This is a genomic window from Bacillus sp. JJ634 (assembly GCF_036962285.1).
In the GTDB taxonomy this organism is placed as follows: Bacteria; Bacillota; Bacilli; order Bacillales; family DSM-1321; genus Peribacillus; species Peribacillus asahii_A.
Window position 1 is genome coordinate 41889 of record NZ_JBALMU010000035.1, and the last position, 23515, is coordinate 65403.

Genomic DNA, 23515 nt, shown 5'->3' on the forward strand with positions numbered 1-23515 from the left:
AATATTGCCGTTGTTATGGTTTTTGATACAACTTTGTAAGCAAAGCAGTTAAATCAGTAGAAAACGTAGATAGCAAGGATATGACCCTCGAATATTCCATTCGTGTTGGCCCTAAAATAGCCAAAGTACCTACTTGATCCGCTCCAATGGAATAAGTTGCTGTAATTAAGCTACAATCCTCAAGAGCCGATATTTGATTCTCACGTCCAATTTTAACATTAATGCCTGCCGGGTTTTGTTTAATCAACTCGTAAAACCCTTGTTCTTGCTCAATCATCGACATCAACGAATGAATTTTATGAATATCATGGAATTCTGGCTGTCGAAACATATTCGTTTTCCCGCCGAAAAATAACTTTTCAGGCTTTGTCGATGTTAAAGACTCCGCAAGGGTAGATACAAGTGCTCCATAGTTACGAATATGTTGACTTAGCAAAACAGCCACTTCTTTATAAATCTTATCTTTTAAATCAGACATAGAAGCACCTGTTAAACGATCATTCAAAATATTAACCATTTTCTCGATTTCACTCATATCAATCGATGATGGTAAAGTAATTAACTGATTTTCAACATGCCCTGTATCTGTAATAATAATGGCAATAGCTGTTTCTGAATTCAAAGGAACAATTTCGATTTTTTTAAGCCTATGATCCTTTACTTTCGGACCGAGAACAATGGCCGTATAATTCGTTAATTCAGAAAGAATCTTCGCCGCTTTTTGAACGACCTTTTCCAGCTCATAAATACGCCCAGCATAAACAGACTTTAACAACTGCATCTCATTTTTCTTTAACGCTTGAGGTGAAAGCAGGTGATCCACATAGTAACGGTACCCTAATTCAGATGGCACACGCCCTGAAGACGTATGTGTTTTTTCGATAAACCCTAGTTCCTCAAGGTCGGACATCTCATTGCGAATCGTCGCTGAGCTAAAAGAAATTTCTTCTTTTTTCGACAAACTTCTCGACCCAACTGGTTGCGCAGATTGGATAAAATCTTCGATAATTACTTGTAAAATTAATAATTGACGATCAGTTAGCATATATGATCACCTCTGTTAGCACTCTACATCAATGAGTGCTAATATATTAATAAATTATCAAATGAAGCTATTGATGTCAACGAAAAAAACCGTTTAGAGCGAGATAAATTCGATTAGGAATTTTCAGCAATTTCTAAAAAAGCCTGGAATACTTCATTCCCAAGTAACCTGCCTTGTTTCGTCAACCGGACGAAGCCATCCTCAATAGTGAGCAGCCCTTTCTCCACTTGCTGTTTAAGGGGTTGCGAGAAAACTTCTTCCATTTCGACAAAATACTTCTCTTTAAATGGCTTAAGTGCAACACCTTCTGTTTTTCTTAATCCTAAAAACATTTCCTCTTCCATTTGTTCACCTAATGAAACAAGATGATCCTCTAAAACAGGAAGCTTACCTGCTTGAAGGGGTGTTATATACTTCTTTAATGGACCGTAATTGGCTATTCTTTTTCCTTGCGTATATCCATGTGCACCCGCACCAATCCCATAGTATTCAGCATTATTCCAATAGGTTAAATTATGCTGACTTTCAAAACCAGTTTTAGCAAAATTACTAATTTCATATTGATGCAATCCATGACGTTCCATCACTTCCATCACTCGCTCATACATGGATGCCTCAAGTTCCTGGGGAGGCAGATTTAACTTCCCTTTTTGCATTAGATTATAGAAAACCGTCTTGGGTTCAACAATTAAGGAATAGCTAGAATAATGAGGTAAATCAAGAGCTAACGCTCGATTCAGCGTATCTTGAAAATCTTCCATCGTTTGTCCCGGCAATCCATAAATTAAATCGACACTAATATTCGAGAATCCCACTTTTTGAGCCAGTTCAATCGTTTCATACACATCAGCAGCGCGATGTGTACGACCAATTTTCTGCAATAATTGATCATTGAAGCTTTGCACCCCAAAACTGAGACGATTCACTCCAGCATTATATAAAATCTCCAACTTCTCTCTTGATAAATCTCCAGGGTTTGCTTCAAATGTATATTCTCCAAATTGTTTGTTTAGCGGCAGCATCTCATCAATCGTTTCACAAAGAATCGCTAGCTGTTTTTCGTTAAGTGACGTCGGGGTACCTCCACCAACAAAAATCGTTTTTAATCCATCTGTAGGATATGCCGCAAGCTGAAACCTCATTTCTTCCTTTAACATCTGTATATATTCATCTACCGGCTGACCTTGTAAAAACACTTTATTAAAGTCGCAATAGTGGCATATATGCTCACAAAACGGAATATGAATATAAGCACTCTTAATCATTATGTTCACTACCTTTATCATGTTCGGATAGAAAAAAGAGGCTAGAACCGAATCTATCCTCTTTTTTCTATCTATCATTTATTTTTTTGGAGTCGTATCATCCATTTTCAATACAGCCATGAAGGCTTCTTGCGGTACTTCAACAGAACCTACTTGCTTCATCCGCTTTTTACCTTCTTTTTGCTTTTCTAACAATTTACGCTTACGGGAGATATCCCCACCGTAACATTTCGCCAATACGTTTTTACGCATCGCACTAATTGTTGAACGGGCAATGATTTTTTGTCCAATTGCCGCTTGAATCGGCACTTCAAATTGCTGTCTTGGAATTAACGTTTTCAACTTATCTACAATTACCTTACCGCGTTCATACGCAAAATCTTTATGCACGATAAAGCTTAGAGCATCAACTGTTTCACCATTTAATAAAATATCCATCTTCACAAGTTTCGACGGCTGATAACCAATTAACTCATAGTCAAATGACGCGTACCCTCTTGTATTCGATTTCAATTGATCGAAGAAGTCATAGACGATTTCCGATAGTGGAATTTCATAATGAATGCTTACACGTGTTTCGTCAATGTATTGCATATCAATGAAGTTTCCTCGTTTGTTTTGACAAATCTCCATAATAGCTCCTACAAACTCTGTCGGTGCCATCATCGTGGCTTTCACGTACGGCTCTTCCACACGCTCGATTTTCTGAGGATCTGGCATATTAGAAGGATTATCCACTTTCACCAGTGTACCATCTGTTTTAATAACATCATAAATAACACTTGGTGCTGTTGTAATCAAATCGATTTTGAATTCACGTTCAATTCGCTCTTGGATAATCTCCATATGAAGAAGTCCTAGGAAACCACAGCGGAAGCCGAAACCTAACGCTTGTGATGTCTCTGGTTCGAACTGCAGCGCTGAATCATTTAATTCTAATTTTTCTAGTGCATCACGTAAATCATTAAATTTCGATGCATCAATTGGATATAAACCACAATATACCATCGGATTCATTTTACGGTAGCCAGCTAAAGGTTCACTCGCCGGATTCTTCGCACTTGTAATTGTATCCCCGACCGTTGTGTCACTCACATTTTTAATTGAAGCGGTTAAAAACCCTACATCCCCAACGTTTAACTCATCAAGAAGCTGAGTTTTAGGACTGAATACACCGACTTCTGTTACGTCAAACTCTTTTCCTGTAGACATCATTTTAATTTTATCGCCCACTTTAACAGAGCCTTCAACAACTCGAATATAGGCGACAACCCCACGATACGCATCGAATAACGAGTCAAAAATAAGCGCCTTTAATGGAGCATCAGGATCTCCTTGTGGCGGTGGAACTAATTCAACAACTTGCTCTAAAATATCTTCAATTCCAATACCCGCTTTTGCCGAAGCTAGTACCGCATCAGAAGCGTCTAAACCAATCACTTCTTCAATTTCATTACGAACTCGCTCTGGGTCAGCACTTGGTAAATCAATTTTATTAATAACCGGAAGGATTTCAAGATTATTATCGAGCGCCAAATATACATTCGCTAACGTTTGCGCTTCAATCCCTTGAGCCGCATCCACAACAAGAATCGCCCCTTCGCATGCAGCTAGGCTTCGCGATACCTCATAGGTGAAATCGACATGTCCCGGTGTATCAATTAGATGGAAAATATACTCTTCGCCATCTTTCGCTCTATATTTTAATTGAACAGCATTCAATTTAATCGTAATTCCCCGTTCACGCTCTAAATCCATAGAATCTAGCAACTGATTCTTCATCTCGCGTTGCTGCAATGCGTTCGTTTTTTCTAAAATACGATCCGCCAAAGTTGATTTACCATGGTCAATGTGAGCAATGATGGAAAAGTTACGAATTTTCGATTGTCTTTTTAATTTCTCTTCTCTATTCATAACGTTTCACTCCTACTTATCGACACAATACACTAATTTTAATTATATCAATAGAAAATGCAAGATTCAATAAAAGAGTGACAACAACTCCTCTTCTTGAAGAAATTTGTCGAGTTGCTAATAAAATCCCCCTTTACCTCTAAATAAATCTGTGTAATAGAACATGGTGAATTAAAAATATAATAAAGTCATTAAAAAAAGCCGAACTCAACATGGGGGATTGTTGAATTCAGCTTGAATCTCTACAGTTTATGCGGAATGCTCGTTTTTTAGATATCATTTTCTTTTTATGCTCCCTTACAGCAAATCGATTATGCTGTTTACAAAACTTGTTAAAGCGTCTCCAAGCTTTTTGCCAATTGTAGAAAAGACATTATAAGCTTTCATTTCTTCTAATCGTTCCTTTTTCTTTTCTAAATCATGACTTGTTACTTTTTCACCAAGAACCGATGCCTCCATCTCACCTTGGTCGGATTGATTTACTTCAAAAGCACTTGCCAACGCAGGATCATCGTATCCTTTCATTTTCTTAATCCCATCGTTTGCTGTCTGCATGCCAATTAGGACACCTAAAAATAAGACAAGTAGGACAAACGTACATTTTAATGTAAATCGAACCATGAGTGGAGCTCCTTTCTGTTACTGCGCTTCTGAATCACCTTTCACATTATCCACCGCTTTTGCCTCCCAATAATATTCACTAAATACATCCGCAAAAGCATCTACTGTTAAATACATCTCTTCAAATGTATTATCTACTCCGCCTATTTCAATCAGCATTGCATTTGAAGAAATATCTTGGTTATATACTCCGTTATGCCCAGCACCGCCTTGTTTCATAACTCCTCGAGAGATTCCTGGATATTTTTTTTGCAATGCGTTATGAAGTTTTGTTGCAAGCGCTGCATTTTTTTCATAATTTGGATTGTTCCGCCCCACAACAAAGGCGATTTTGGCATACGATTTTCCTTTTAAAGTGATGGTCGTATCTTTCTTTCTGCGGGAATCTCGATGAATATCAACAAAGTATTCTAAATCTTTATTTTCTGCTTTAGCTGCTTGAATGGCTAGTCGCGATTCTTGATAGGATTTAGGATACGTCAGCCCCTTTTTATTTAAATTAGCCATAATATCCGTTGTATCATGGTAAGCCCCGACTCCCTTGTCCACTAAATCGGCCTGTAATTTCATCCCCAGCTTCGTAATATTAATTTGGGAATGGTGGGCTAAATTAGGATCCGTAACTCCTTTTAAATAAGGTAAAAACGATTCTCTATTATGACTGTGATAAATATGAACAACCTTTCTACCTTTAGTTGTCTGAGCAGGTGTTTCTTTCGCATCTGCTTGCGGCTCTTTAATTCCATCGACATTTTGCAAGTCCGCATCTCGCTCTTCATTCAAGACATCAATAGGAGGAGACGATTCGTACGGCATATTTGTATAATCCGTTCCTTCACCTGCTACTAAAATTTCATTATCAAAAATAGAGAAGCCCGGCAATTCTCGTCCAAGTAAGCTTCGTGGATCGTCAAGGGAAATATTCGTGGATAGTTTTAACAAGCCCTTAGAAAGACCTGATGATTCTTTTTCTTTCGGTAACACCGAAAAAAAGTAATGATTCTCATTCGCCAACAAAGAAAATAGCATTTTACCCGTAAACTGATTGGTGACAGTATGAACAGACTTTGAGGATAGTCGATATTCCGGCTTTAACGAAGTCATCACCGCACTTAAGGAAAATACAAAAAGAAGCAAGGAAAATACAATTAGAAAGCTTTTTATAATTGTTGAACCATGAATCACGGTAATGATTTCTGTCGAATATCTTCTTTTCATTCTTTCACCCTCTCTATCGCTTGCTACTTCATAAATATGATTTTACTAGAGAGGGTAGAACACCATTTTTCGGCAGATTAGAAAAGCATAAGGCGCCCGCTTATCGGCAACAAGCAGAAGGCACACGGATGGCAGATATGTTCTTTGCCTTCCGAAGCAATCGATGCCGGCCTTGAACAGACGGCGCCTGGAGTTCGACAAAAAAGCAAATTCAACGTGTATAATAACCTGCATTGTCTTGATTGACAGATTCATGCAACGCTGCATTTAAACCGTTGGCAATTAAATTAGCCATATCTTCTATAAATACATCCACTTCCTTTGGAGTAACCATTAAATTATGACCAATAGGTGACAACACTTCGTAAATAAGCTTTCGTTTTTCTTCATCCGACAGGCCGCCGACAATCCCTAAAAATGTTTGACGTTCTTGTTCGCCTGGTAAATCTTCCTCCGTCAGTTTCTTTCGTTTACCAAAGCTAAAACCCGCTGGTGCAAGCGAACGGGATGGACGATCTCCCTCTTTTAACTCTTTGCCAAAATGCTTTAAAATAAAATCAATTGCATCGCTCGTAATAGAAACGGCATCGACCACAGTTGGAATGCCGATTGCAATGACAGGAATACCAAGTGTTTCCTGACTCAATTCTTTCCGCTTATTACCTACACCGGATCCAGGATGAATGCCAGTATCTGAAATTTGAATTGTTGAGTTTACTCTTTCAATAGAACGAGCTGCTAGTGCATCAATAACAATGAGAAAGTCAGGCTTACTTTTTTCAATCACACCCAGAATAATATCGCTCGTTTCAATGCCTGTAATCCCCATAACCCCTGGAGAAATTGCGCTGACTGAACGAAAACCTTCCTCTACGGCATGCGGCTGCAACTCAAATAAATGCCGCGTTATTACTAGATTCTCAACAACTGCCGGCCCCAGTGCATCCGGCGTCACATTCCAATTTCCAAGCCCTACAACTAGACAGCTGCTCTCCTTCGAAATATTATTCCTTGTTAAAAAATGAGAAAATTCAGTTGCTAATACTTTTTCAACCTTTTGTTGAACTTCTGTATTTTGCTCACGAATACCTTGTACTTCAATTGTTAAATAACTCCCCTTTTTCTTACCAATTTCCTTCTCCCCTGCTTCTGTCACTTCTACTAATGCCACTTTTATATCATCAATTTCTCTTTCCTTAATAATGACGCCTTCTATTTGCGAAATATTTCTTTCTCCTTCAACCCCTTTATGTTCAAGCGCTAGTTCACGGGCTTCAATTGCTAAATCTGTTCGCACACTGTATTGACTTAAATCTAGTTCATTTTTCATGACTTCCTCCTCGTATTGCTGTATTCACTCTAGTATTTTCCATCATCTCTATAAACATTGTGCCCGATTTATCTTTTGTATTATTCATTTTTTTGGTACAATCATGTATAACGAGATAAATCTTTTTGGATACTATAATTCCTTTTCGATTCTCAATCTGAGTATTGCATAATGTAGTACATTCTGATACAATATCACTTGTGCTATTTGGTATGGATTTGAAAAGTCGAGTTCATATAATCTCGATTTCTGTGTAGGAGGTGAACGGAATGCCAAACATTAAATCTGCTATTAAACGCGTAAAAGTAAACGATAAAAACCGCGCTCATAACGCTACAGTAAAATCTACTATGCGTACTGCTGTGAAAACTGCTGAAGTTGCACTAGCTGGTGAAAGCGTTGAAGCTGCTAAAGAAGCTTTATTAACGGCGTCTAAGAAATTAGATAAAGCTGCATCTAAAGGATTAATCCATAAAAATGCGGCAGCCCGTAAAAAATCTCGTTTAGCGAAAAGACTTAACGCTCTAAACGCGTAATGAAATAAGAAATTAAAGCACCTTGAATATCAAGGTGCTTTTTTCTTTGCAAACCCAAATCAAGCGATGTGCGGCTCATTTCAGCCGTACTAAAATGAGCCGCACATCGCTAGTATCCTATATAAAAAAATCATAATAATTCATTACCTTTTCATTTTTAAGAGCAATAGTTCCAGTGTCATGACTTTATCTCCCTGCCCCGTTTTCATCTTATAATCCGCATCAGCAAGCTCCCGAATCAACTGTAATAACTCTCCCTCATGAAATTGATTGACTTTTTCTTGCGCTAATTTTACCCGAAACGGATGTACCTTTAATACAGCCGCTATTTTTTGCTGACTGTACCCTTGGCGTGAAAGCTCTTTTACTTGATACATCAAACGAACTTGTCCAGCCATCACACTTAAAATTTTAATCGGTTCCTCATTTTGTCTCATTAAGTCACGGTAAATTGTCATCATGCGTTCTACATTTCGCTGCAGCACTGAATCCACAAGGGTAAAAATATTTTGTTCTAACGATTTAGCGACTAATTCCTCAACAATATCTTGGTTAATTCGATTCGTCCCTTCCACATATAGTACTAATTTATCAATTTCATTCGTAAGCATCATTAAGTTTGTTCCTGCGAGCTCTAGCAATCGTTCAATTGCCGCTTCTTCCATTTCAACATGAGCTGCAATTGTTCGTTCCCGAATCCATTTTTTTAATTCATGTTCGTTTAATTTTTTTGCCTCTACAACAGTTGCTTTCCGCTTTAATTCTTTCGTGACTTTCTTCCGTTCATCAAGTTTTTCATACGGTGCTGTAAAAACAACAATGGAATAAGGAGCAGGGTCTGCTAAATAGGCCTCTAACCGCTTCACGTTATGCTCCACTTTAGACTTTGTCTTTTCTGCTGTAAGAAAAAAAGGATTTTGCATGAAAACAAGACGCCTCTCTCCCATAAAGGGGAGCGTCTCTACATCCTCAAGAGCTGTTTCTATCGGCGTTTCCTCCAAATCAAATTGTGAAAAGTTGAAATCAATCTCATCCTCATGCAATGCGTGTTCAAGCAATAATTGCTTCGTTTCATTTATTAAATACGCCTCTGTTCCATACAGAAGGTAAACAGGAGAAAATTGCCCTTTTTTTATATTCTTCCAAACGTCTAATACCAATAGAACTCGTCCTCGCTTTTCTATATCTAGCTCTAACGCCTAGCTGACAAGGCATTCCGCTTTTCTATGTATTCTATCCTTATGGTATAGCTGAAAGAGCGATTTGACAAGCTATAAGGGAACGGCTCTGCCATCAGAGCCGTTTGCCCAATCTATATTAACGCTGTTAAGAAAGGCCCGGGTTACTTTCCTATCCAGCGGTTAAAGCGAAAGGTGAAGCTGTCTTGTTTGTACATTTATTTTGACCGTACACATTCAAACTATTTGTGACAACTCTTGTCAGTATAGGAAATCGAGATTGTGTCATGTAGATTTATTTTTGGAAATGTTTTATACTATTACCATAAATGGGAGGGATGGACAATGAACGAATTTGAAAAGGACGTCCAATCAAAAACGGACGATGTAGCTGATTCTGCAATCGGTTTCGTTGTTTCATTTGGATTTTTTGCTACTATGTTCATCATTGCTGTTGTTATCCAAGCCATCGGATCTTAAGTATTCTCCTAGCACACTCGAATCATGATGCGGAGGCTGCACTGGCAGTCTCTTTTTTATAGCTGACCCCGCCTGCTCTTCTGTTAGAACAGCTCGATACATCCTATGGCAAGACGGTTTGAAAGGTTCCTGATTCATGACGATATTTATAAGATATAGCGCCCTTTTGATCTGTTCGCAGTATCGTCGCGTGTAATGCTTCCATCTCCTCTATTACTTGATGGTGCGGATGTCCGTACCGATTCCCTTTCCCTGCTGAAATAATCGCCACTTTTGGTTGAACCTTCTCCAAAAAAACTTTTGATGAAGATGTTTTACTACCATGATGACCTGCTTTTAAAATATCCACTCGAAGCCCTGGAAAAGCCCTCAATAGCTCTTGTTCCGTATCCTCCCCTGCATCTCCCGTCAGTAACCACGTTAACCCGCCCATTTTGGCAGCTAATACAATAGACGATTCATTCACATCTTCGGCCTTTTGATAAGGGTGTAAAATATAAAATTGAGCACCAGCAACCGACCAACTATCCCCCCTTTTCACTGTAGAAATCGGAATATGTTTGGCTAACGCCCATTTAATCCATTCCTTATCCCGATACATCCTCTCACTGCCCTCTCCAATTACTACCTCCTTCACGTTAAAATGTTCAATTATTTCTGCTGCACCTCCAATATGATCGGCATCAGGATGGGTTAAAATCAGCTTATCGATTTCATGAATCCCTTTACTTTTCAAAAACGGAAGAATAACATCTTCGCCCGTGTTATATGTTTTACGCTTCTTTTGCCATTCTGCCACCGAGAACGTAATCGCTCCACCTGTATCAATTAAATAATTACCTTGGTTAAATGGAAGCTTAATCAAGATTGCATCACCTTGACCAATATCAATAAATACAGCTTCACCATAAGGATTCAGTTTCTGAATATGATATTGAAAGAATAAAATACATACTAAAACCACTATCGATATTTTCTTTTTAAATAAAGAAGCGGATTCCCATTGAATAAATAAGGAAATAATGACGAAAACGAGCAGCAGCATAATAATAGGAAAAGGTTTTCCAAAAACAATCGACGCCAGTGGTAAACGAGAGATACAAGCAGCCAACTCATTACAGAGAAGAAAAATTTGGTCTAATAAGGCTATCATCAGTTGACCAATGGAGGGGAAAATAAGATGTGTAAAAAAAGCAACTAAAGAAAAGGGGAGCAAAAAGGCGGAATACAAAGGAACATAAAGCACATTCAACAATACCCCTAGGACAGACACTTCATAAAAGTGATAGAGTAAAATAGGGACAGCTGCTAATTGACACACAATACTAACAATAAGAAGCTGCATCGTTTTTTGCGGATAGCTTTGAACAATCGTAAGCGAGATAATAATGGCTAAAGTTACAGCAAATGAAAGCTGAAAGCCGATATTATAGAGCATAGAAGGCTGAACGAATAACAGCAGTAAATAAACAACTCCAATCGTTCCACTAGCTGACACCTTCTTTTTCCACAAAAGGAGCAAAAAAAATAACATAGCCATACAACAAGCTCGTAACACAGAAGGAGCTGCTCCAGATAAAATCGCATACATGGGTAAACATACTAGAATGACCATCATCATTTTCTCACGAGTTATGCCAATTCGAATCCCTCCATAAAACAGCAGCCCTGTTAAAAAGCTGACATGCAAACCAGATATCGCAAGCAGATGAACAATTCCAAGTCGTTGATAATTCGTTAATACCTCTTCATCAATATACGTTTGATCTCCAAATAAAAGAGCATTAACAAAGCTGCCCGCTTCAGATGGAAAATGGACATTCACATAAGTAATGCCCGCTTGCCGCACCTGTTGAAATGTTGTAACAATCGATTTTTTTCCTACACGACAATCTGCCCAAACAATAGAATTCGTTTTTAAAATCCAATAAATATGCTGTTGTTGTAAATAACGTTTATAATTAAAGCTATTTTCATTTCGATTTTGCTCTGGCTCAAGTAATGACCCGGTTGCAGGACAAATCAAACCAATTTGCAGATTAGTTTCAATCGCTTTCTTTTCCGTTTCAGAGGGAATGGTATAACGTAACTGGAGAATTTCCTTTGTACTGGTCGTCACAGCGGCTTTTAACAGATTACCGTCTACACTCGGCTGGGTACTAAACGTAATCTCGAAGCTTGACTCCTCGCCTGTATATCCTGTTTGATGGTACACATCTGATAAGTAGGCTGCCATGTAAAATACTAACAAGGTGACTCCGTTCACCAATAAAATGTTTAACTGTCCGTTAAAACGATAGCAAAGAAAACAGAAAAAGAGGAGAATATAGAGGATAAACCTCACTTGAAAAGAAGAATGAGCCGCAACGCCTAAAGTGGCAGAAACGGCTAAAAAGAGGATGTGTGTCGGCATGCAAACCTCCTATTTAATCATTAAATAATTGGTACGCTTTTTGTTGCAGCTTGCTCAGCTCTTCTTGGTCAACACCCGTTGCTTCTAATTGCTGTAATAGAGAATGGACAAAGTCCTGTTTTTGTTTGCCGTATACATCAATCGGCTGAATCATTTTAACTTTTTCCATCTTCACGCCCGCTTGTTCAAATAATTCAATCGCATATGGGTGATTTTTATAATCTTCGGCATAATAAACAGCTTGAATACCCGCTTGAATAATCGACTTACAGCATTGTAAACAAGGAAAATGTGTGACATAAATTTCAGCGTTTGCTGTCGGTACCCCAAATTTCGCACATTGAATAATCGCGTTCATTTCTGCGTGAATCGTACGCACACAGTGGTTATCAATTACATAACAGCCATCATCAATACAATGTGTCCCACCAGCAATAGAACCATTATAACCTCCCGCAATAATGCGATTATCTCGAACAATTGTTGCGCCAACCGCTAATCGAGTACATGTGCTTCTTAACGCTAATAAATGACTTTGTGCCATAAAATATTGATCCCAACTAATTCGATTCATGATGTTCTCCCCTTAACCAACTATCTTTTCTCTCAATTTTACTCTCTTCCCGTCTATTTGGGTAGTCCATTTACTTGACAGTAATCGAATCTTGTAGTTTTTCAAATGTTTTATCCCCGATTCCTGAAATATTTTTTAAGTCTTCAATTTGTTCAAACTTCCCCGTCTTTTCTCGATATTCAATAATGGCTGTTGATTTTGCTGGACCGATACCCGACAATGTCTCTAGTTCTTCCTTCGTGGCTGTATTTAAGTTTACTTTATTACCATCCGTTCCCCCATTACCTGACACTGTTTTCGCTCCCCCGCCCATTACATCTATGCTCCCTGGTAAATCTATATCCTCTTCTCCTATACTAGGTACATAAATCACCATTTGATCTTCTACGAGCTGGGCAAGATTTACCTTATCTAAATCGGCGTCTTTCTTAAAATCACCTGCCGCTTCAATCACATCAATTACTCGATCACCTGGTTCGGCAATAAATACACCTGGACTTTGAACAGCTCCCTTTACATCAACCTTTATAACGACTGGCTCGTCTATTTCTCGAGCAACCTCTTGCCCTTCTTGTTGCTCCATTTCAATAAACATCTTTTCTTGCTCTGCTTCCTTCGGTTTCGATGAGAAAAAGAACATCAAACAACCTATAAAACTAATTAAGATGACAATTGCAATAACCGCCATTTTCTTTTTTCTGAACAGATCCATAGGTTATCTCTCCTTATAAAAATGAATATTCGGAATAATACAGGCAGATTTTACATAGTGTTTAGAAGTGGTTCCGCTTTACGTGAGGGGAGTTGAAAGTATGAAAATCGGTGTCATAGGAACTGGAAACATGGGGACGATCTTAATCGAAGCATGGCTGGAAACCAAGACATTGGAGCCTGCCAATCTACTTATTACAAATCGCACACTCTCCAAAGCTTTAGCTCTGAAAGAAAAATACGCCTGTATCGAAGTCACCGAAACAGCTGTAGATATAGCAAAACGAGCAGATGTCATCTTCATATGTGTAAAACCTTTACAAATTCACACCCTATTACAGGTCATTAAACCATATATAAACAAAGACCAACTACTTGTTTCTATTACAAGTCCACTCTCGGTCGCTCAGCTTGAACATGAAGTTCCTTGTTCATGCGCGCGGTTTATCCCAAGTATCACTAATCGAGCTTGCTCTGGAGTTTCTCTATTAAGCTATAGTAAAGCTTGTTTGCCAAAGTGGAAGAGCTATTTACATGAACTAGCAAGAAAGATTTCGACACCCGTTGTCATTAACAATGACATTACAAGAGTTAGCTCGGATATCGTTAGTTGCGGACCTGCTTTTTTCAGCTTTTTCGCACAATCGTTTATTGACGCTGCTTGCCAATCAACGGAAATTGACAGAAAAACAGCAACGGTTTTAACAGAAAAAATGTTAATGGGGCTTGGAGATTTATTAAGTAAAGGAATCTACACATTACCCACTTTACAGGAAAAAGTGAGTGTAAAAGGGGGAATTACAGGCGAAGGGATTAAAGTGTTAGAGGCAGCAAAACTACATGAGGTACTTAGTCAATTGTTTAAAGCAACGCACGAGAAATTTGATGAAGACATTGAAGAAATCGAAAAACAATTTCGATATGATTATAATATTCGCAACTAACTGACGAACTCCTGCCCTCATTTTAAAAATTTTTTCTCCTAAGAAAAGAGACTGACTAAATTTAGTCAGTCTCCGTTTCATTTTCTTACTACAAATAAAATACGCTCCGCTTGATCTTCGACAGGTGCTTCCTCAAAATCAGCAAGAACCTCCAGCACTTCAAAGCCCGCCTCTTCTAGCCAATCCGTATATTGAGAAGGCATATACGTACGCTGGTAATGAAACTCATCAAAACGTTCATACAATCCACTTTCCGCATCCTGTACAAAAAAACTCAAATCATGTTCAACGCTATATGGAGCCTCTCCGGGAAAGCAACTCCAAATATAGGCTACTTCTTCTTCATTAACTGCAAACGTATTATTATGAAAAATCTGTTCCATTTTATAAATCGAATGCACATCAAACAATAGCAAGCCACCCTCACGTAAGTGGTGGTATACACCGCGAAACGTTTGAAGAACCTCGTTTTCCGTTTTAAGATAGTTCAGTGAATCACAAAAAATGGTGATACAGTCATAACTGCCCAATCCTTCAAGTTCGGCCATGTTTTGCTGATAAAACGGGATGGATACCCCTTGCTTAGACGCTTTCTCTTGAGCCACCAGAAGCATTTCATCAGATAAGTCAACACCCGTTACATGAAAGCCATTTCGTGCCAACTCAATAGTCATCTCTCCCGTTCCACAAGCAAGATCCAACAGCCGTTTCCCCTGAACCCCATATTGCTCAAGCTTTGCTGTTAACAACGCAAGCCACTTTTCATACGGAGCATCTTTCATCAGCTCATCGTATACGTAAGCAAAGCGTTCATAGCTCATGGCATTAATTCACTTTGCACATCTTCTCGAGGGGCATCTCCCCATAAACGTTCAAGATTATAGTATAGTCTTTCATCACGATGGAAAATATGAGCCACCACATCTCCCATATCCACTAATACCCATTTCGCTTCATCAAACCCTTCAAGTCGCTTTACATCCACGCCTGCTTCTTCAGCCTTTTCTTTCATTTCACGCGCAACGGCTTGAACTTGCTTCTCTGAGTTACCATGACAAATAAGGAAATAATCAGCGATTAATGAAATTCCTTGCACATTTAAGGCAACAATATCCTCTGCCCTTTTATCATCTGCTGCTTTTGCTGCTAATACTAGAAGTTCTCTTTCAGTCATTACATCTTCTCCTTCAAATTCTTAATGAGGTCATTATACGTATGAAATGTAGCTGGATAAATTACTTGCTTTTTCATCATTAAAAAATTAATTGTATTTCGAACAGCCTGAATGACAGCTGCATCGAGATTTTGTTCAGCCAATTTCCGCACTTCCTCTACACCTGGAAATGAGCGACCTGGCTCAATATAATCCGCTAAATACACAATTTTATCCAGAAGCGTCATCCCAATTCGACCCGATGTATGGTAAGCAATGGCATCTAAAATTTCTTGGTCTGTAATGCCTGCTTCCTGTTCAACAAGATACGCACCAACTGGTGCATGCCATAACTCCGAATGATAATCTAATAAGTCTTTTGTTATATTTTGCTCCATAATAATTTGCTTCATTTCCTCTTTCGGACGAAATTTTGCATAATCATGAAAAATGGCGGCAAGCTCTGCCTTTTTTACATCTGCTCCATAGCGTTCAGCAAGCTCTACGGCTGATTCCGCTACCCCCAATGTATGCACATACCGCTTTTCAGTCAGCTGTGCTTTTACAAGTTGTAAAGCTTCATTTCGATTCATATAAACCATTCCCTTTTATATAGTTTACGACAGAATCAGGAATTAAATATTTAACAGTTTTTCCTGTCCGCAGCTTCCGTCGAATCACGGAAGACGAAATGAACATTTGAGGAACATCCACCATAATAATCGGATACTCTGTCTCTTCATTATAATTGGGTCTCTTCACACCAACGAAGTGAACAAGCTGAAGCAGTTCATCAATTCGATGCCACTTAGGTAAGTACTCGATCATATCCGCACCAATAATAAAATAGAACGACGCGTCCGGCTCTTGTTCTGTCAACAGCTTCATCGTATCAAACGTATAAGAAGTACCTTTTCTATCAATTTCTACTCCTTCAATGATAAAAGAAGGATGATCGTAAAGTGCACGCTCAAGCATCGCTAAGCGGTCATAAGCGGTCACTTCTTCCGTCTGCTCCTTATGAGGAGGAACATAGTTTGGCATAAATCTAATTTCATCTAATTCCAGTGCATCTAACACTTCATTAGCAATGATTAAATGCCCAATATGCGGAGGGTTAAACGTTCCGCCTAAAATTCCAATCTTCTTCATAACAATCACCTTATGGTAATTGAATTTGCTTATTTTCTCGTGATTCTTTATATAAAACAATTGTATTACCGATAACTTGCACAAGCTCTGCTCTTGCACCTTTTGCAAGGGATGCCGACACATCGTGACGATCTTCCTCACAATTTTGCAGAACGCTCACTTTAATTAATTCACGCGCTTCCAATGCTTCACCAATCTGTTTAATTAAATTATCATTTACTCCACCTTTTCCTACTTGAAAAATAGGATTCAAGTGATGTGCTTTTGATCGTAAAAATCTTTTTTGTTTACCTGTCAGCATGTCTGACCTCCTAATTTATTTAACACAATCTGTTCCATTCTAGATGTATCGGGCATTACGCCTGTCCATATTTGAAAAGCAAGAGCTGCCTGATTCACAAACATTCCCAATCCATTTTGCGTTTTCGCGCCATTTTGCTCTGCTTCCATAAGAATTTTCGTCTTCAACGGGTTATAAATAATATCGCTTATAAAAGCAGAAGCTTTAATAGCTGTAACATCCAGTGGTATATCATCAACTTTTGGACTCATGCCAATAGATGTCGTTTGAATAATTAAATCGTACGCCTTAATATTCGCTTCTGCTTCAAGCATCGTTAACGCTGTAGACTGTTTATCGTATGGGCATTCTGAAATAAGGGTCTCCGCTCTCTCCTTTGTTCGGTTGGCAATATCCACTTGCTTCACGCCTTCTTTCACAAGGGTGAAATAAATGGCGCGTGCAGCACCACCCGCTCCGATGATTAATGCCTTTTTAGAAGCTAAATCTCCAGAGACCTCTTCAGCTAAAGCTTTATAAAACCCTTTCCCATCTGTATTATACCCAATATAACGACCATCCCGATAGACGACCGTATTCACCGCACCAATTGCTTGTGCTAATTCATCCACCTCATCCAGCAATGGAATGATAGCTGTCTTATGTGGAATTGTGACGTTAAAGCCAGACACCCCAATCGCCTTCATCCCTTTTACTGCATCCTGCAAGCACTCCGCCGTTACATGAAAATGATGGTACACCGCATCCATTTGTTCTTGGTCAAACGCATCATTATGAATAGCTGGAGACATGGAATGTGCAATAGGATCTCCGATTACTCCATATATTTTCTTCACCTTCATCACCCTACTATTAAATTAACGACTTACGAACAATAACATTGACTCCTTTTGGAACGTGAGCAACAAGTTTCGCTCCCGGTTCATTTACTGTTACCCAACCAAGTCCCGAGAAGACAATATCCATTTTCGGTTGTTTTAACGAAAACTCATGCGGCACAAGCTCTGGAAACTCATCCATTTGTTCCGGCCGCGGCGGCGTTAATAACTCACCCGCGTGATTTTTATACAATTCATCTGCTTTTTCTAATTTCGTACGATGAATATGTAATTCATTTGATAAATGACATGTTAAAGAACGTCTTCCACCCGATACATAATCTAATCGTGCCAAGCCACCAAAAAAGAGCGTCTGCTCCTCGTTTAACTGGTAGACTTTTGGCTTAATTTCTTTTTTAGGCATAATGATTTTAAAATCACGTGAATCCACAAAATGAGCCATTTGATGATGATTGATAATACCCGGTGTATCAATTATCGCTTGTCCATCGTCTAGCGGAATTTCAATCATGTCAAGTGTTGTGCCCGGAAAATGAGAAGTTGTAATGATATCGCTTTCCCCACTTACTTGTTTAATTAAGCGATTAATAAACGTAGATTTGCCGACATTTGTACAACCTACAACGTACACATCACGACCTTGACGGTAATGCTCAATAGCTTCCGCAGCTTCCGCAATGTATTTTCCTTTCTCCGCACTCACCAATAATACATCAACCGGCTGTAGACCTAACTCTTTTGAGGATTGCTTCATCCAATTGATTAATTTATTATGTTTTACTGATTTCGGCAATAAATCCACTTTATTACCGATTAATAACACATCATTCCGACCAACAAAACGGTGCAATCCCGGAAGCCAGCTGCCATTAAAATCAAAAATATCAACAATTTTTACAATCAATGAATCCGTTTCGCCTACTCTATTTAAAATTTTCAAAAAGTCATCATCTGTTAACGAAACATCTTGAACTTCATTATAATTCTTTAATTTAAAACAGCGCTGACAAATAATAGTCTCCTTCTCAAGCGCTGACTTTGGCGCATATCCTAATTCTTTCGGGGAATCGGTCTGAACCTTTACTCCACAGCCGATGCACACTACCTCTTGATGATTGTTCAATTGCGTTCCTCCCATTCTATCATTCCTTTTCGTTTAAGCGCTGACATAATTTTCCGTTCAAAGAAGCGGTTAATCTTTGTATTGATCCCATCTGACTGTGACACAGGAATCACTAAGATTGTATGGAACCCGCCTCGATTACCGCCAAACACATCCGTCAACAGCTGGTCTCCTACGACAACAGTTTCCTCACGCTTAAGCCCCATTTGGACACAAGCTTTTTTAAAAGCCGTTGTTAACGGCTTCTTTGCTCGATAAATAAAGGGAATACGCAAAGGATCTGAAAAGGCACGTACCCTTTGTTCATTATTATTCGATACAATCGTCACTAAAATCCCGTGCTCCCGCATCTGATCAAACCATTCCATTAACTTTTGCGTAGCGTTCGGGCGATCCCATTCTACAAGTGTATTATCCAAATCAGTAATAATCCCTTTAATCCCACGCTTTTTCAAGTCTTCCGGCGTTATATCAAAAATGCTTTTTATTTGTTCACTCGGTAAAAATAATTTAAGCATAGTACACCTCAACGTTTTCCTAGAAATTTACCGTATCCATCATATCTAATTTTCGCCCGTCTTTCAAAAAAATTCTAACGGTTCTTAAAATTGACTTCATTAATTATGTAAAGTTTCTTTAATTATTACCTATTTATTCCAAATAGTTTTCGACAAAAAACTCGACATAATATTTTGTGGATAAAGTTACCCACATTATCCCTATTGTTCCCTTTCATTTTTCTTCCTTTACAAACAATTTAATCACAAGTTATCCACCGGTAATTGTGGATAATCGACCAATTGTTCTTCTTATTCTTTTTTGATACAGTATGAATACACCAACGAAAACAAACGGAAAACATACCGTACGAAACAGAAGAACATTCTCTCATTTTTAATAACTCGGAGGTGAGCAGCCTACATTGGCGAAATGATGCATACATTATCGGATGATTTATTACTCGAATCATATTTCAAAGCAAAACAATTAAACTTAGATGCAGAGTTTATTCGCTTAATCGAATCCGAAATACATCGAAGATCTTTAACAAACCAAATCTATACTCCCATTAGTGAATCAATCTGCTGACCTGTATGTCAGCTCTTTTCTTTTTATTCAGCTATTGTTACAGCACCCTGTTGTTTCATACAGTCATTTTATATACCCAATCTTCTCTCCTATACGAACATTCGCCGGTATAACTAAATCCGATTCAATCTCAAAGCTATCCTTCTCAAAAAGAAGCACGACAGTTGAACCAAAACTAAAATACGAAAACTCTTGTCCCTTTTGTAATCGCTTCGCTTTATCTGTAATTTCAATGGAATTAATAAACATCGCTCCAACTTTCACAATCGCTACACACCCTTGACCATAATCAAGTTCTGTTATAATACGATAATTTTTAGACAAAGGGGCCTTTCCATACAGCATCCCCCATTTATTAACTGGATAAGACTTCTGACCTAAACTCCAACGTTGTGTTACTTCTCCAGAAATCGGTGTATGAATCCGATGATAGTGACTAGGACTTAAGTATAGCACGAGATATTTTCCACCTAGATACTTTTGAAGTGTTTTGGGATCACCGAGCATCTCTTCCATCGAATATGTTTTCCCTTTTACTATAATCTTTTTATCTTCCTGAATGTCGCCAAAGTCTTCTAAAATCCCGTCAACTGGACTAACAACAGCTTGTTCTCCTTCTGCAATAGGCCTTACATCACTCTTTAATTTTCGGATAAATAAATCATGTAAAGTTGCAAATGAAGCAAAGTCATCTTTGGCTTCCTGCTGGTCAAGCCGGAACACTTTTGTATATAATGGAATAATAGGCTTACTCAAGCGCGATTGACTAAAGTTTTTCAACAACGCTGAAGTAACCCTACCATTCGTCAGTTCAATAAAAAAGCGATAAAGAAATGGAAACAAACAACACCCACCACCAATTTGTAAATTATTTCATAAATCCCTTGCATAATTTGTGTCACCTAAAATATTATTATATAATAAATACTTGCGTTTAATTAATCTAGTTTTACGAAAGGAGTGAAAAAATGTTTTTATTAGACGCTATAGACCAGACTATCAGAAAACTAAAAGCTCAAACAGCTAATATTTTGACCTTATTAAATTTATCCTTAGGTGGATTTGCCATCATATCTGTTATGAACAACCAATTAAACTTAAGCTTACTTTTAATTTTCCTAGCGGCACTTGCCGACCGTTTTGACGGCATGGTTGCACGAAGGTTTAATATCGAGTCAGAGCTCGGCAAACAATTAGATTCTATGTGCGACATTATTTCATTTGGAGTGGCGCCTGCCCTGCTTATATATCAAGGAATTTTAGTAGAATTCGGCGCTCCTGGAGCAGCTTTCACTATTTTATATATTGCTTGTGGGGCCCTTCGTTTAGCACGATTTAATATTAGTGAGAATAACGGTTATTTCACGGGTGTGCCGATTACGGTCGCTGGTTGTATTGCCACATTAAGCTTCTTAGCTTATCCATATGTCACACCGGTATTCTTCGCATTCCTCATGATTATATTATCTATACTGATGATTAGTCCATTAAGACTGAAAAAGATGTAGGAAACGTATCTACAACATAGAAAGGAGCCTTCTGAAAGATTTGCGGAAGGCTCCTTTCTTATTAGCCGCTTTGATTAGTATGCTGCCCCGATTCTTATTAAAACCTTTTTAATGATGGGATTCTTTTCACTCACTGCTGCGAGACTATTTGTATGATGCCGTTTTTTCATATAGCCATTATAAAAGACCTTCAGCGCTGTGAAGGTCTTTTATATTCATCATTCGATTATTGTGACTTCTTTTCTTTTTCCGCTCGATAAAATTCATGAAACATTTTCATCAGCGCCCGCTTTTCAATACGAGAGACATAACTTCGTGAAATGCCTAACTCCTTAGCAATTTCACGCTGTGTTTTTTCTTTTTTTAAGTCGAGGCCGAACCTGCCAACAATTACTTCTTTTTCACGCTCATCCAGAATATCAATATATTTTTTAACTTTTTCCAGTTCCATATTAAGCTGAATGGTATCAATTACATCCTCAGATTCGGATTTTAGTACATCAATTAAACTAATCTCATTTCCTTCTTTATCTTGCCCAATAGGATCATGAAGAGAAACGTCCTTTTTCGTTTTCTTCGTCGCTCTTAAATGCATGAGAATTTCATTTTCAATACAGCGAGCAGCATAAGTTGCTAGTTTTGTTCCTTTTCCATCAGAATAGCTTTCAATCGCTTTAATTAAACCGATTGTCCCAATAGAAATTAAATCTTCTGAGTCTTCACCTGTATTTTCGAATTTTTTAACAATATGAGCAACCAGGCGAAGATTATGCTCGATTAGCTTATTTCGAGCATCACTGTCCCCCTCACTCATTAACTTTAAATATTTCTTTTCATCCTGAGAGGATAAAGGCTGAGGAAAGGCATTATTTTTTACGTAAGAAACTAATAAATAAAATTCTTTCATTAAATAGCCAATTGCGGTAAGAATTCCGGGCATAAATATAACCTCCCGTTTCTTTTGGCGTTCTCTTATCATTATTGTTATGCAAGAGGAAACTTGTTCTTGTCTGTCCTACTCGAAAATCATCAGTTTAAATCCCGGGCCTTTAATTACAGTTGTTTACACATTTTTTAAGTATTCAATTAGTTCATCAAAGTTGTTTAAGTCTTCATGAATCGAAAACCAACTTTCATGCAAGCAACCTGCAAGTCAAACTTTATTATCTTTATAAAAGCGCTTTGTTTTCTCATTTAACTCATAATAAACAACATACAAAAGCTTGATAGAATAATTGAGTTACTTAAAAGGATAAGAAAGTTTTCTAAATTCAATTTCATTGATTTTACATAGTTCGATTAACTTCTCTTTCGATTTAGCACACATTCTCTTGTCCATATATTCAGAAACCTCAATCACTCAATAGGCCCGTTCTATTTCGTAAGGATGAATCCCCAAGCGCTCTTAAACGCTGCTACATATACTAATATACGTCAAAACAAGAAGGAGGTATTTCTATGGGATACAGTTATGGCCCATACGGATGTGGTTATGGCGTTGGAGCTTATCCTGGACCTGCCCCAGTAGCATATGGAGCTGGAGGCTGGGGGTTTGGGTTCGCTCTAGTCATTGTCCTCTTCGTGTTGCTGCTCATTTTCGGTTTCTGGTGGTGGTTCGCAGCAGGCGGTTGGGGCTGTGTACCAGGCTGCTAACAAAAAACTCGGCGAGTAGGCCGAGTTTTTTATAGTGGTTGATCTTATTTTTTGATGAATCAAGCAGCCAGGGACTGACAAAAGCCTTGATGAACCTCACCAAAGCTTTAAAAATCCCTATTTACAGGTCTATTACACTCTAGACTAACTTGGTATCCAGGGTCCATGAAAAAAGACAGAGTTTCTGCTTTACTTTACTATGCGTTCTTTCCCAATTCCCTTAACAGCATATTCAGCAATTCCCTATTTCGATTATTACGATTGGCGCTTCCGTTCATTGTTCCATTTGATTTATTGTTTTTTTTGTTTCTAGCTTTCATCAACATTTGATGCGCTATAATCAATTCATCGAGGTGTGCTCGAGTCAATCCTGCAACTTGCTTTTTGTTTTCCATTGCTTTTTGATTTTCTACTGTTGCTGGTTTCTCTATTACTTTTTGATTTTTCATTGTGGCTGGTTTCTCTGTT

General features: G+C 38.3%; 27 protein-coding genes. 6 read left to right on the forward strand and 21 right to left on the reverse strand.

Features of this window, described 5'->3' with window-relative positions:
* Positions 1–13 precede the first annotated feature (13 nt).
* The 6 genes from hrcA to gpr all read right to left on the reverse strand — a co-directional run bounded on the left by hrcA (position 14) and on the right by gpr (position 7393).
* Positions 14–1045 carry a heat-inducible transcriptional repressor HrcA gene (gene hrcA, locus V7068_RS06440; RefSeq protein ID WP_127761421.1) on the reverse strand — a complete coding sequence of 344 codons (1032 nt, stop codon included), beginning with the start codon at positions 1043–1045 and terminating at the stop codon, positions 14–16.
* 113 nt (positions 1046–1158) lie between these two features.
* Entirely contained in the window at positions 1159–2310 is a 1152-nt protein-coding gene (gene hemW / locus V7068_RS06445) for a radical SAM family heme chaperone HemW (RefSeq protein ID WP_499711635.1), read from the reverse strand.
* A 78-nt stretch (positions 2311–2388) separates the two neighbouring features.
* Positions 2389–4224: a translation elongation factor 4 gene (gene lepA / locus V7068_RS06450; protein WP_499711637.1), complete on the reverse strand. Its 1836-nt coding sequence runs from the start codon at positions 4222–4224 to the stop codon at positions 2389–2391.
* 297 nt (positions 4225–4521) lie between these two features.
* Positions 4522–4845 (reverse strand): DUF3679 domain-containing protein, encoded by a 324-nt coding sequence (locus V7068_RS06455; RefSeq protein ID WP_127761424.1) that lies wholly within the window; start codon positions 4843–4845, stop codon positions 4522–4524.
* 18 nt (positions 4846–4863) lie between these two features.
* Positions 4864–6063, reverse strand: a complete 1200-nt coding sequence (gene spoIIP, locus V7068_RS06460; protein WP_499711639.1) for a stage II sporulation protein P — start codon at positions 6061–6063, stop codon at positions 4864–4866.
* Between the two features lie 211 nt (positions 6064–6274).
* Positions 6275–7393 (reverse strand): GPR endopeptidase, encoded by a 1119-nt coding sequence (gene gpr, locus V7068_RS06465; protein ID WP_127761426.1) that lies wholly within the window; start codon positions 7391–7393, stop codon positions 6275–6277.
* 269 nt (positions 7394–7662) lie between these two features.
* Here gpr and rpsT point away from each other — a divergent pair, with 269 nt between their 5' ends.
* Positions 7663–7929, forward strand: a complete 267-nt coding sequence (gene rpsT / locus V7068_RS06470; protein ID WP_119115590.1) for a 30S ribosomal protein S20 — start codon at positions 7663–7665, stop codon at positions 7927–7929.
* 143 nt (positions 7930–8072) lie between these two features.
* On the opposite strand, the gene holA is transcribed toward rpsT, so the two are convergent.
* On the reverse strand, positions 8073–9089 hold the full coding sequence (gene holA / locus V7068_RS06475) for a DNA polymerase III subunit delta (protein WP_499711641.1): 1017 nt from the start codon (positions 9087–9089) through the stop codon (positions 8073–8075).
* Positions 9090–9452: 363 nt separating this feature from the next.
* On the opposite strand from holA, the gene V7068_RS06480 reads away from it, so the two are divergent.
* Complete coding sequence (locus V7068_RS06480; protein WP_119115592.1) at positions 9453–9587, forward strand: YqzM family protein; 135 nt, start codon at positions 9453–9455, stop codon at positions 9585–9587.
* Between the two features lie 103 nt (positions 9588–9690).
* Here V7068_RS06480 and V7068_RS06485 read toward each other — a convergent pair whose 3' ends face one another.
* The 3 genes from V7068_RS06485 to V7068_RS06495 all read right to left on the reverse strand — a co-directional run bounded on the left by V7068_RS06485 (position 9691) and on the right by V7068_RS06495 (position 13286).
* Entirely contained in the window at positions 9691–12000 is a 2310-nt protein-coding gene (locus V7068_RS06485; RefSeq protein ID WP_499711644.1) for a DNA internalization-related competence protein ComEC/Rec2, read from the reverse strand.
* Positions 12001–12013: 13 nt separating this feature from the next.
* Positions 12014–12574, reverse strand: a complete 561-nt coding sequence (locus tag V7068_RS06490; RefSeq protein ID WP_252290882.1) for a ComE operon protein 2 — start codon at positions 12572–12574, stop codon at positions 12014–12016.
* Positions 12575–12644: 70 nt separating this feature from the next.
* A complete protein-coding gene (locus V7068_RS06495) occupies positions 12645–13286 on the reverse strand; it encodes a helix-hairpin-helix domain-containing protein (protein WP_499711646.1) in 642 nt (213 codons plus the stop codon).
* 100 nt (positions 13287–13386) lie between these two features.
* Here V7068_RS06495 and comER point away from each other — a divergent pair, with 100 nt between their 5' ends.
* On the forward strand, positions 13387–14229 hold the full coding sequence (comER, locus tag V7068_RS06500) for a late competence protein ComER (RefSeq protein WP_499711648.1): 843 nt from the start codon (positions 13387–13389) through the stop codon (positions 14227–14229).
* Positions 14230–14306: 77 nt separating this feature from the next.
* Here comER and V7068_RS06505 read toward each other — a convergent pair whose 3' ends face one another.
* From V7068_RS06505 to V7068_RS06540, 8 genes are read right to left on the reverse strand one after another with little or no spacing between them, the layout of a single operon-like run.
* Positions 14307–15050, reverse strand: a complete 744-nt coding sequence (locus V7068_RS06505; RefSeq protein WP_499711650.1) for a class I SAM-dependent DNA methyltransferase — start codon at positions 15048–15050, stop codon at positions 14307–14309.
* Positions 15047–15403 carry a ribosome silencing factor gene (gene rsfS, locus V7068_RS06510; RefSeq protein WP_402921433.1) on the reverse strand — a complete coding sequence of 119 codons (357 nt, stop codon included), beginning with the start codon at positions 15401–15403 and terminating at the stop codon, positions 15047–15049. The genes V7068_RS06505 and rsfS overlap by 4 nt, the downstream gene beginning before the upstream one ends.
* The gene (gene yqeK, locus V7068_RS06515; RefSeq protein WP_499711652.1) at positions 15403–15975 is read right to left on the reverse strand and encodes a bis(5'-nucleosyl)-tetraphosphatase (symmetrical) YqeK; all 573 of its coding nucleotides are present in this window, start codon (positions 15973–15975) and stop codon (positions 15403–15405) included. The genes rsfS and yqeK overlap by 1 nt, the downstream gene beginning before the upstream one ends.
* The gene (locus V7068_RS06520) at positions 15962–16534 is read right to left on the reverse strand and encodes a nicotinate-nucleotide adenylyltransferase (RefSeq protein ID WP_127761435.1); all 573 of its coding nucleotides are present in this window, start codon (positions 16532–16534) and stop codon (positions 15962–15964) included. Before V7068_RS06520 ends, yqeK begins: the two co-directional genes overlap by 14 nt.
* A gap of 10 nt (positions 16535–16544) precedes the next feature.
* Positions 16545–16835 carry a ribosome assembly RNA-binding protein YhbY gene (gene yhbY / locus V7068_RS06525; RefSeq protein WP_127761436.1) on the reverse strand — a complete coding sequence of 97 codons (291 nt, stop codon included), beginning with the start codon at positions 16833–16835 and terminating at the stop codon, positions 16545–16547.
* The gene (aroE, locus tag V7068_RS06530; RefSeq protein WP_499711655.1) at positions 16829–17671 is read right to left on the reverse strand and encodes a shikimate dehydrogenase; all 843 of its coding nucleotides are present in this window, start codon (positions 17669–17671) and stop codon (positions 16829–16831) included. The genes yhbY and aroE overlap by 7 nt, the downstream gene beginning before the upstream one ends.
* 16 nt (positions 17672–17687) lie before the next feature.
* Positions 17688–18797, reverse strand: coding sequence for a ribosome biogenesis GTPase YqeH (yqeH, locus tag V7068_RS06535; protein WP_499711657.1), 1110 nt, complete (start codon positions 18795–18797; stop codon positions 17688–17690).
* Complete coding sequence (locus tag V7068_RS06540; RefSeq protein ID WP_127761439.1) at positions 18794–19315, reverse strand: YqeG family HAD IIIA-type phosphatase; 522 nt, start codon at positions 19313–19315, stop codon at positions 18794–18796. The genes yqeH and V7068_RS06540 overlap by 4 nt, the downstream gene beginning before the upstream one ends.
* Positions 19316–19730: 415 nt before the next feature.
* Here V7068_RS06540 and V7068_RS06545 point away from each other — a divergent pair, with 415 nt between their 5' ends.
* Positions 19731–19886 carry a sporulation histidine kinase inhibitor Sda gene (locus tag V7068_RS06545; RefSeq protein WP_127762628.1) on the forward strand — a complete coding sequence of 52 codons (156 nt, stop codon included), beginning with the start codon at positions 19731–19733 and terminating at the stop codon, positions 19884–19886.
* 63 nt (positions 19887–19949) lie between these two features.
* Here V7068_RS06545 and V7068_RS06550 read toward each other — a convergent pair whose 3' ends face one another.
* On the reverse strand, positions 19950–20729 hold the full coding sequence (locus V7068_RS06550; protein ID WP_499711659.1) for a phosphatidylserine decarboxylase: 780 nt from the start codon (positions 20727–20729) through the stop codon (positions 19950–19952).
* Positions 20730–20854: 125 nt separating this feature from the next.
* Here V7068_RS06550 and pssA point away from each other — a divergent pair, with 125 nt between their 5' ends.
* Positions 20855–21394, forward strand: a complete 540-nt coding sequence (gene pssA / locus V7068_RS06555) for a CDP-diacylglycerol--serine O-phosphatidyltransferase (protein ID WP_127761441.1) — start codon at positions 20855–20857, stop codon at positions 21392–21394.
* Between the two features lie 226 nt (positions 21395–21620).
* On the opposite strand, the gene sigK is transcribed toward pssA, so the two are convergent.
* A complete protein-coding gene (gene sigK, locus V7068_RS06560) occupies positions 21621–22334 on the reverse strand; it encodes an RNA polymerase sporulation sigma factor SigK (protein ID WP_119115608.1) in 714 nt (237 codons plus the stop codon).
* A gap of 518 nt (positions 22335–22852) precedes the next feature.
* Between sigK and yjcZ the strand changes: the two genes are divergently transcribed.
* Positions 22853–23047 (forward strand): sporulation protein YjcZ, encoded by a 195-nt coding sequence (yjcZ, locus tag V7068_RS06565; RefSeq protein WP_499711662.1) that lies wholly within the window; start codon positions 22853–22855, stop codon positions 23045–23047.
* A 197-nt stretch (positions 23048–23244) separates the two neighbouring features.
* Here the strand turns inward: yjcZ and V7068_RS06570 are convergent.
* On the reverse strand, positions 23245–23515 hold a 271-nt coding region (locus tag V7068_RS06570; RefSeq protein ID WP_499711664.1), incomplete at its 5' end, for a hypothetical protein.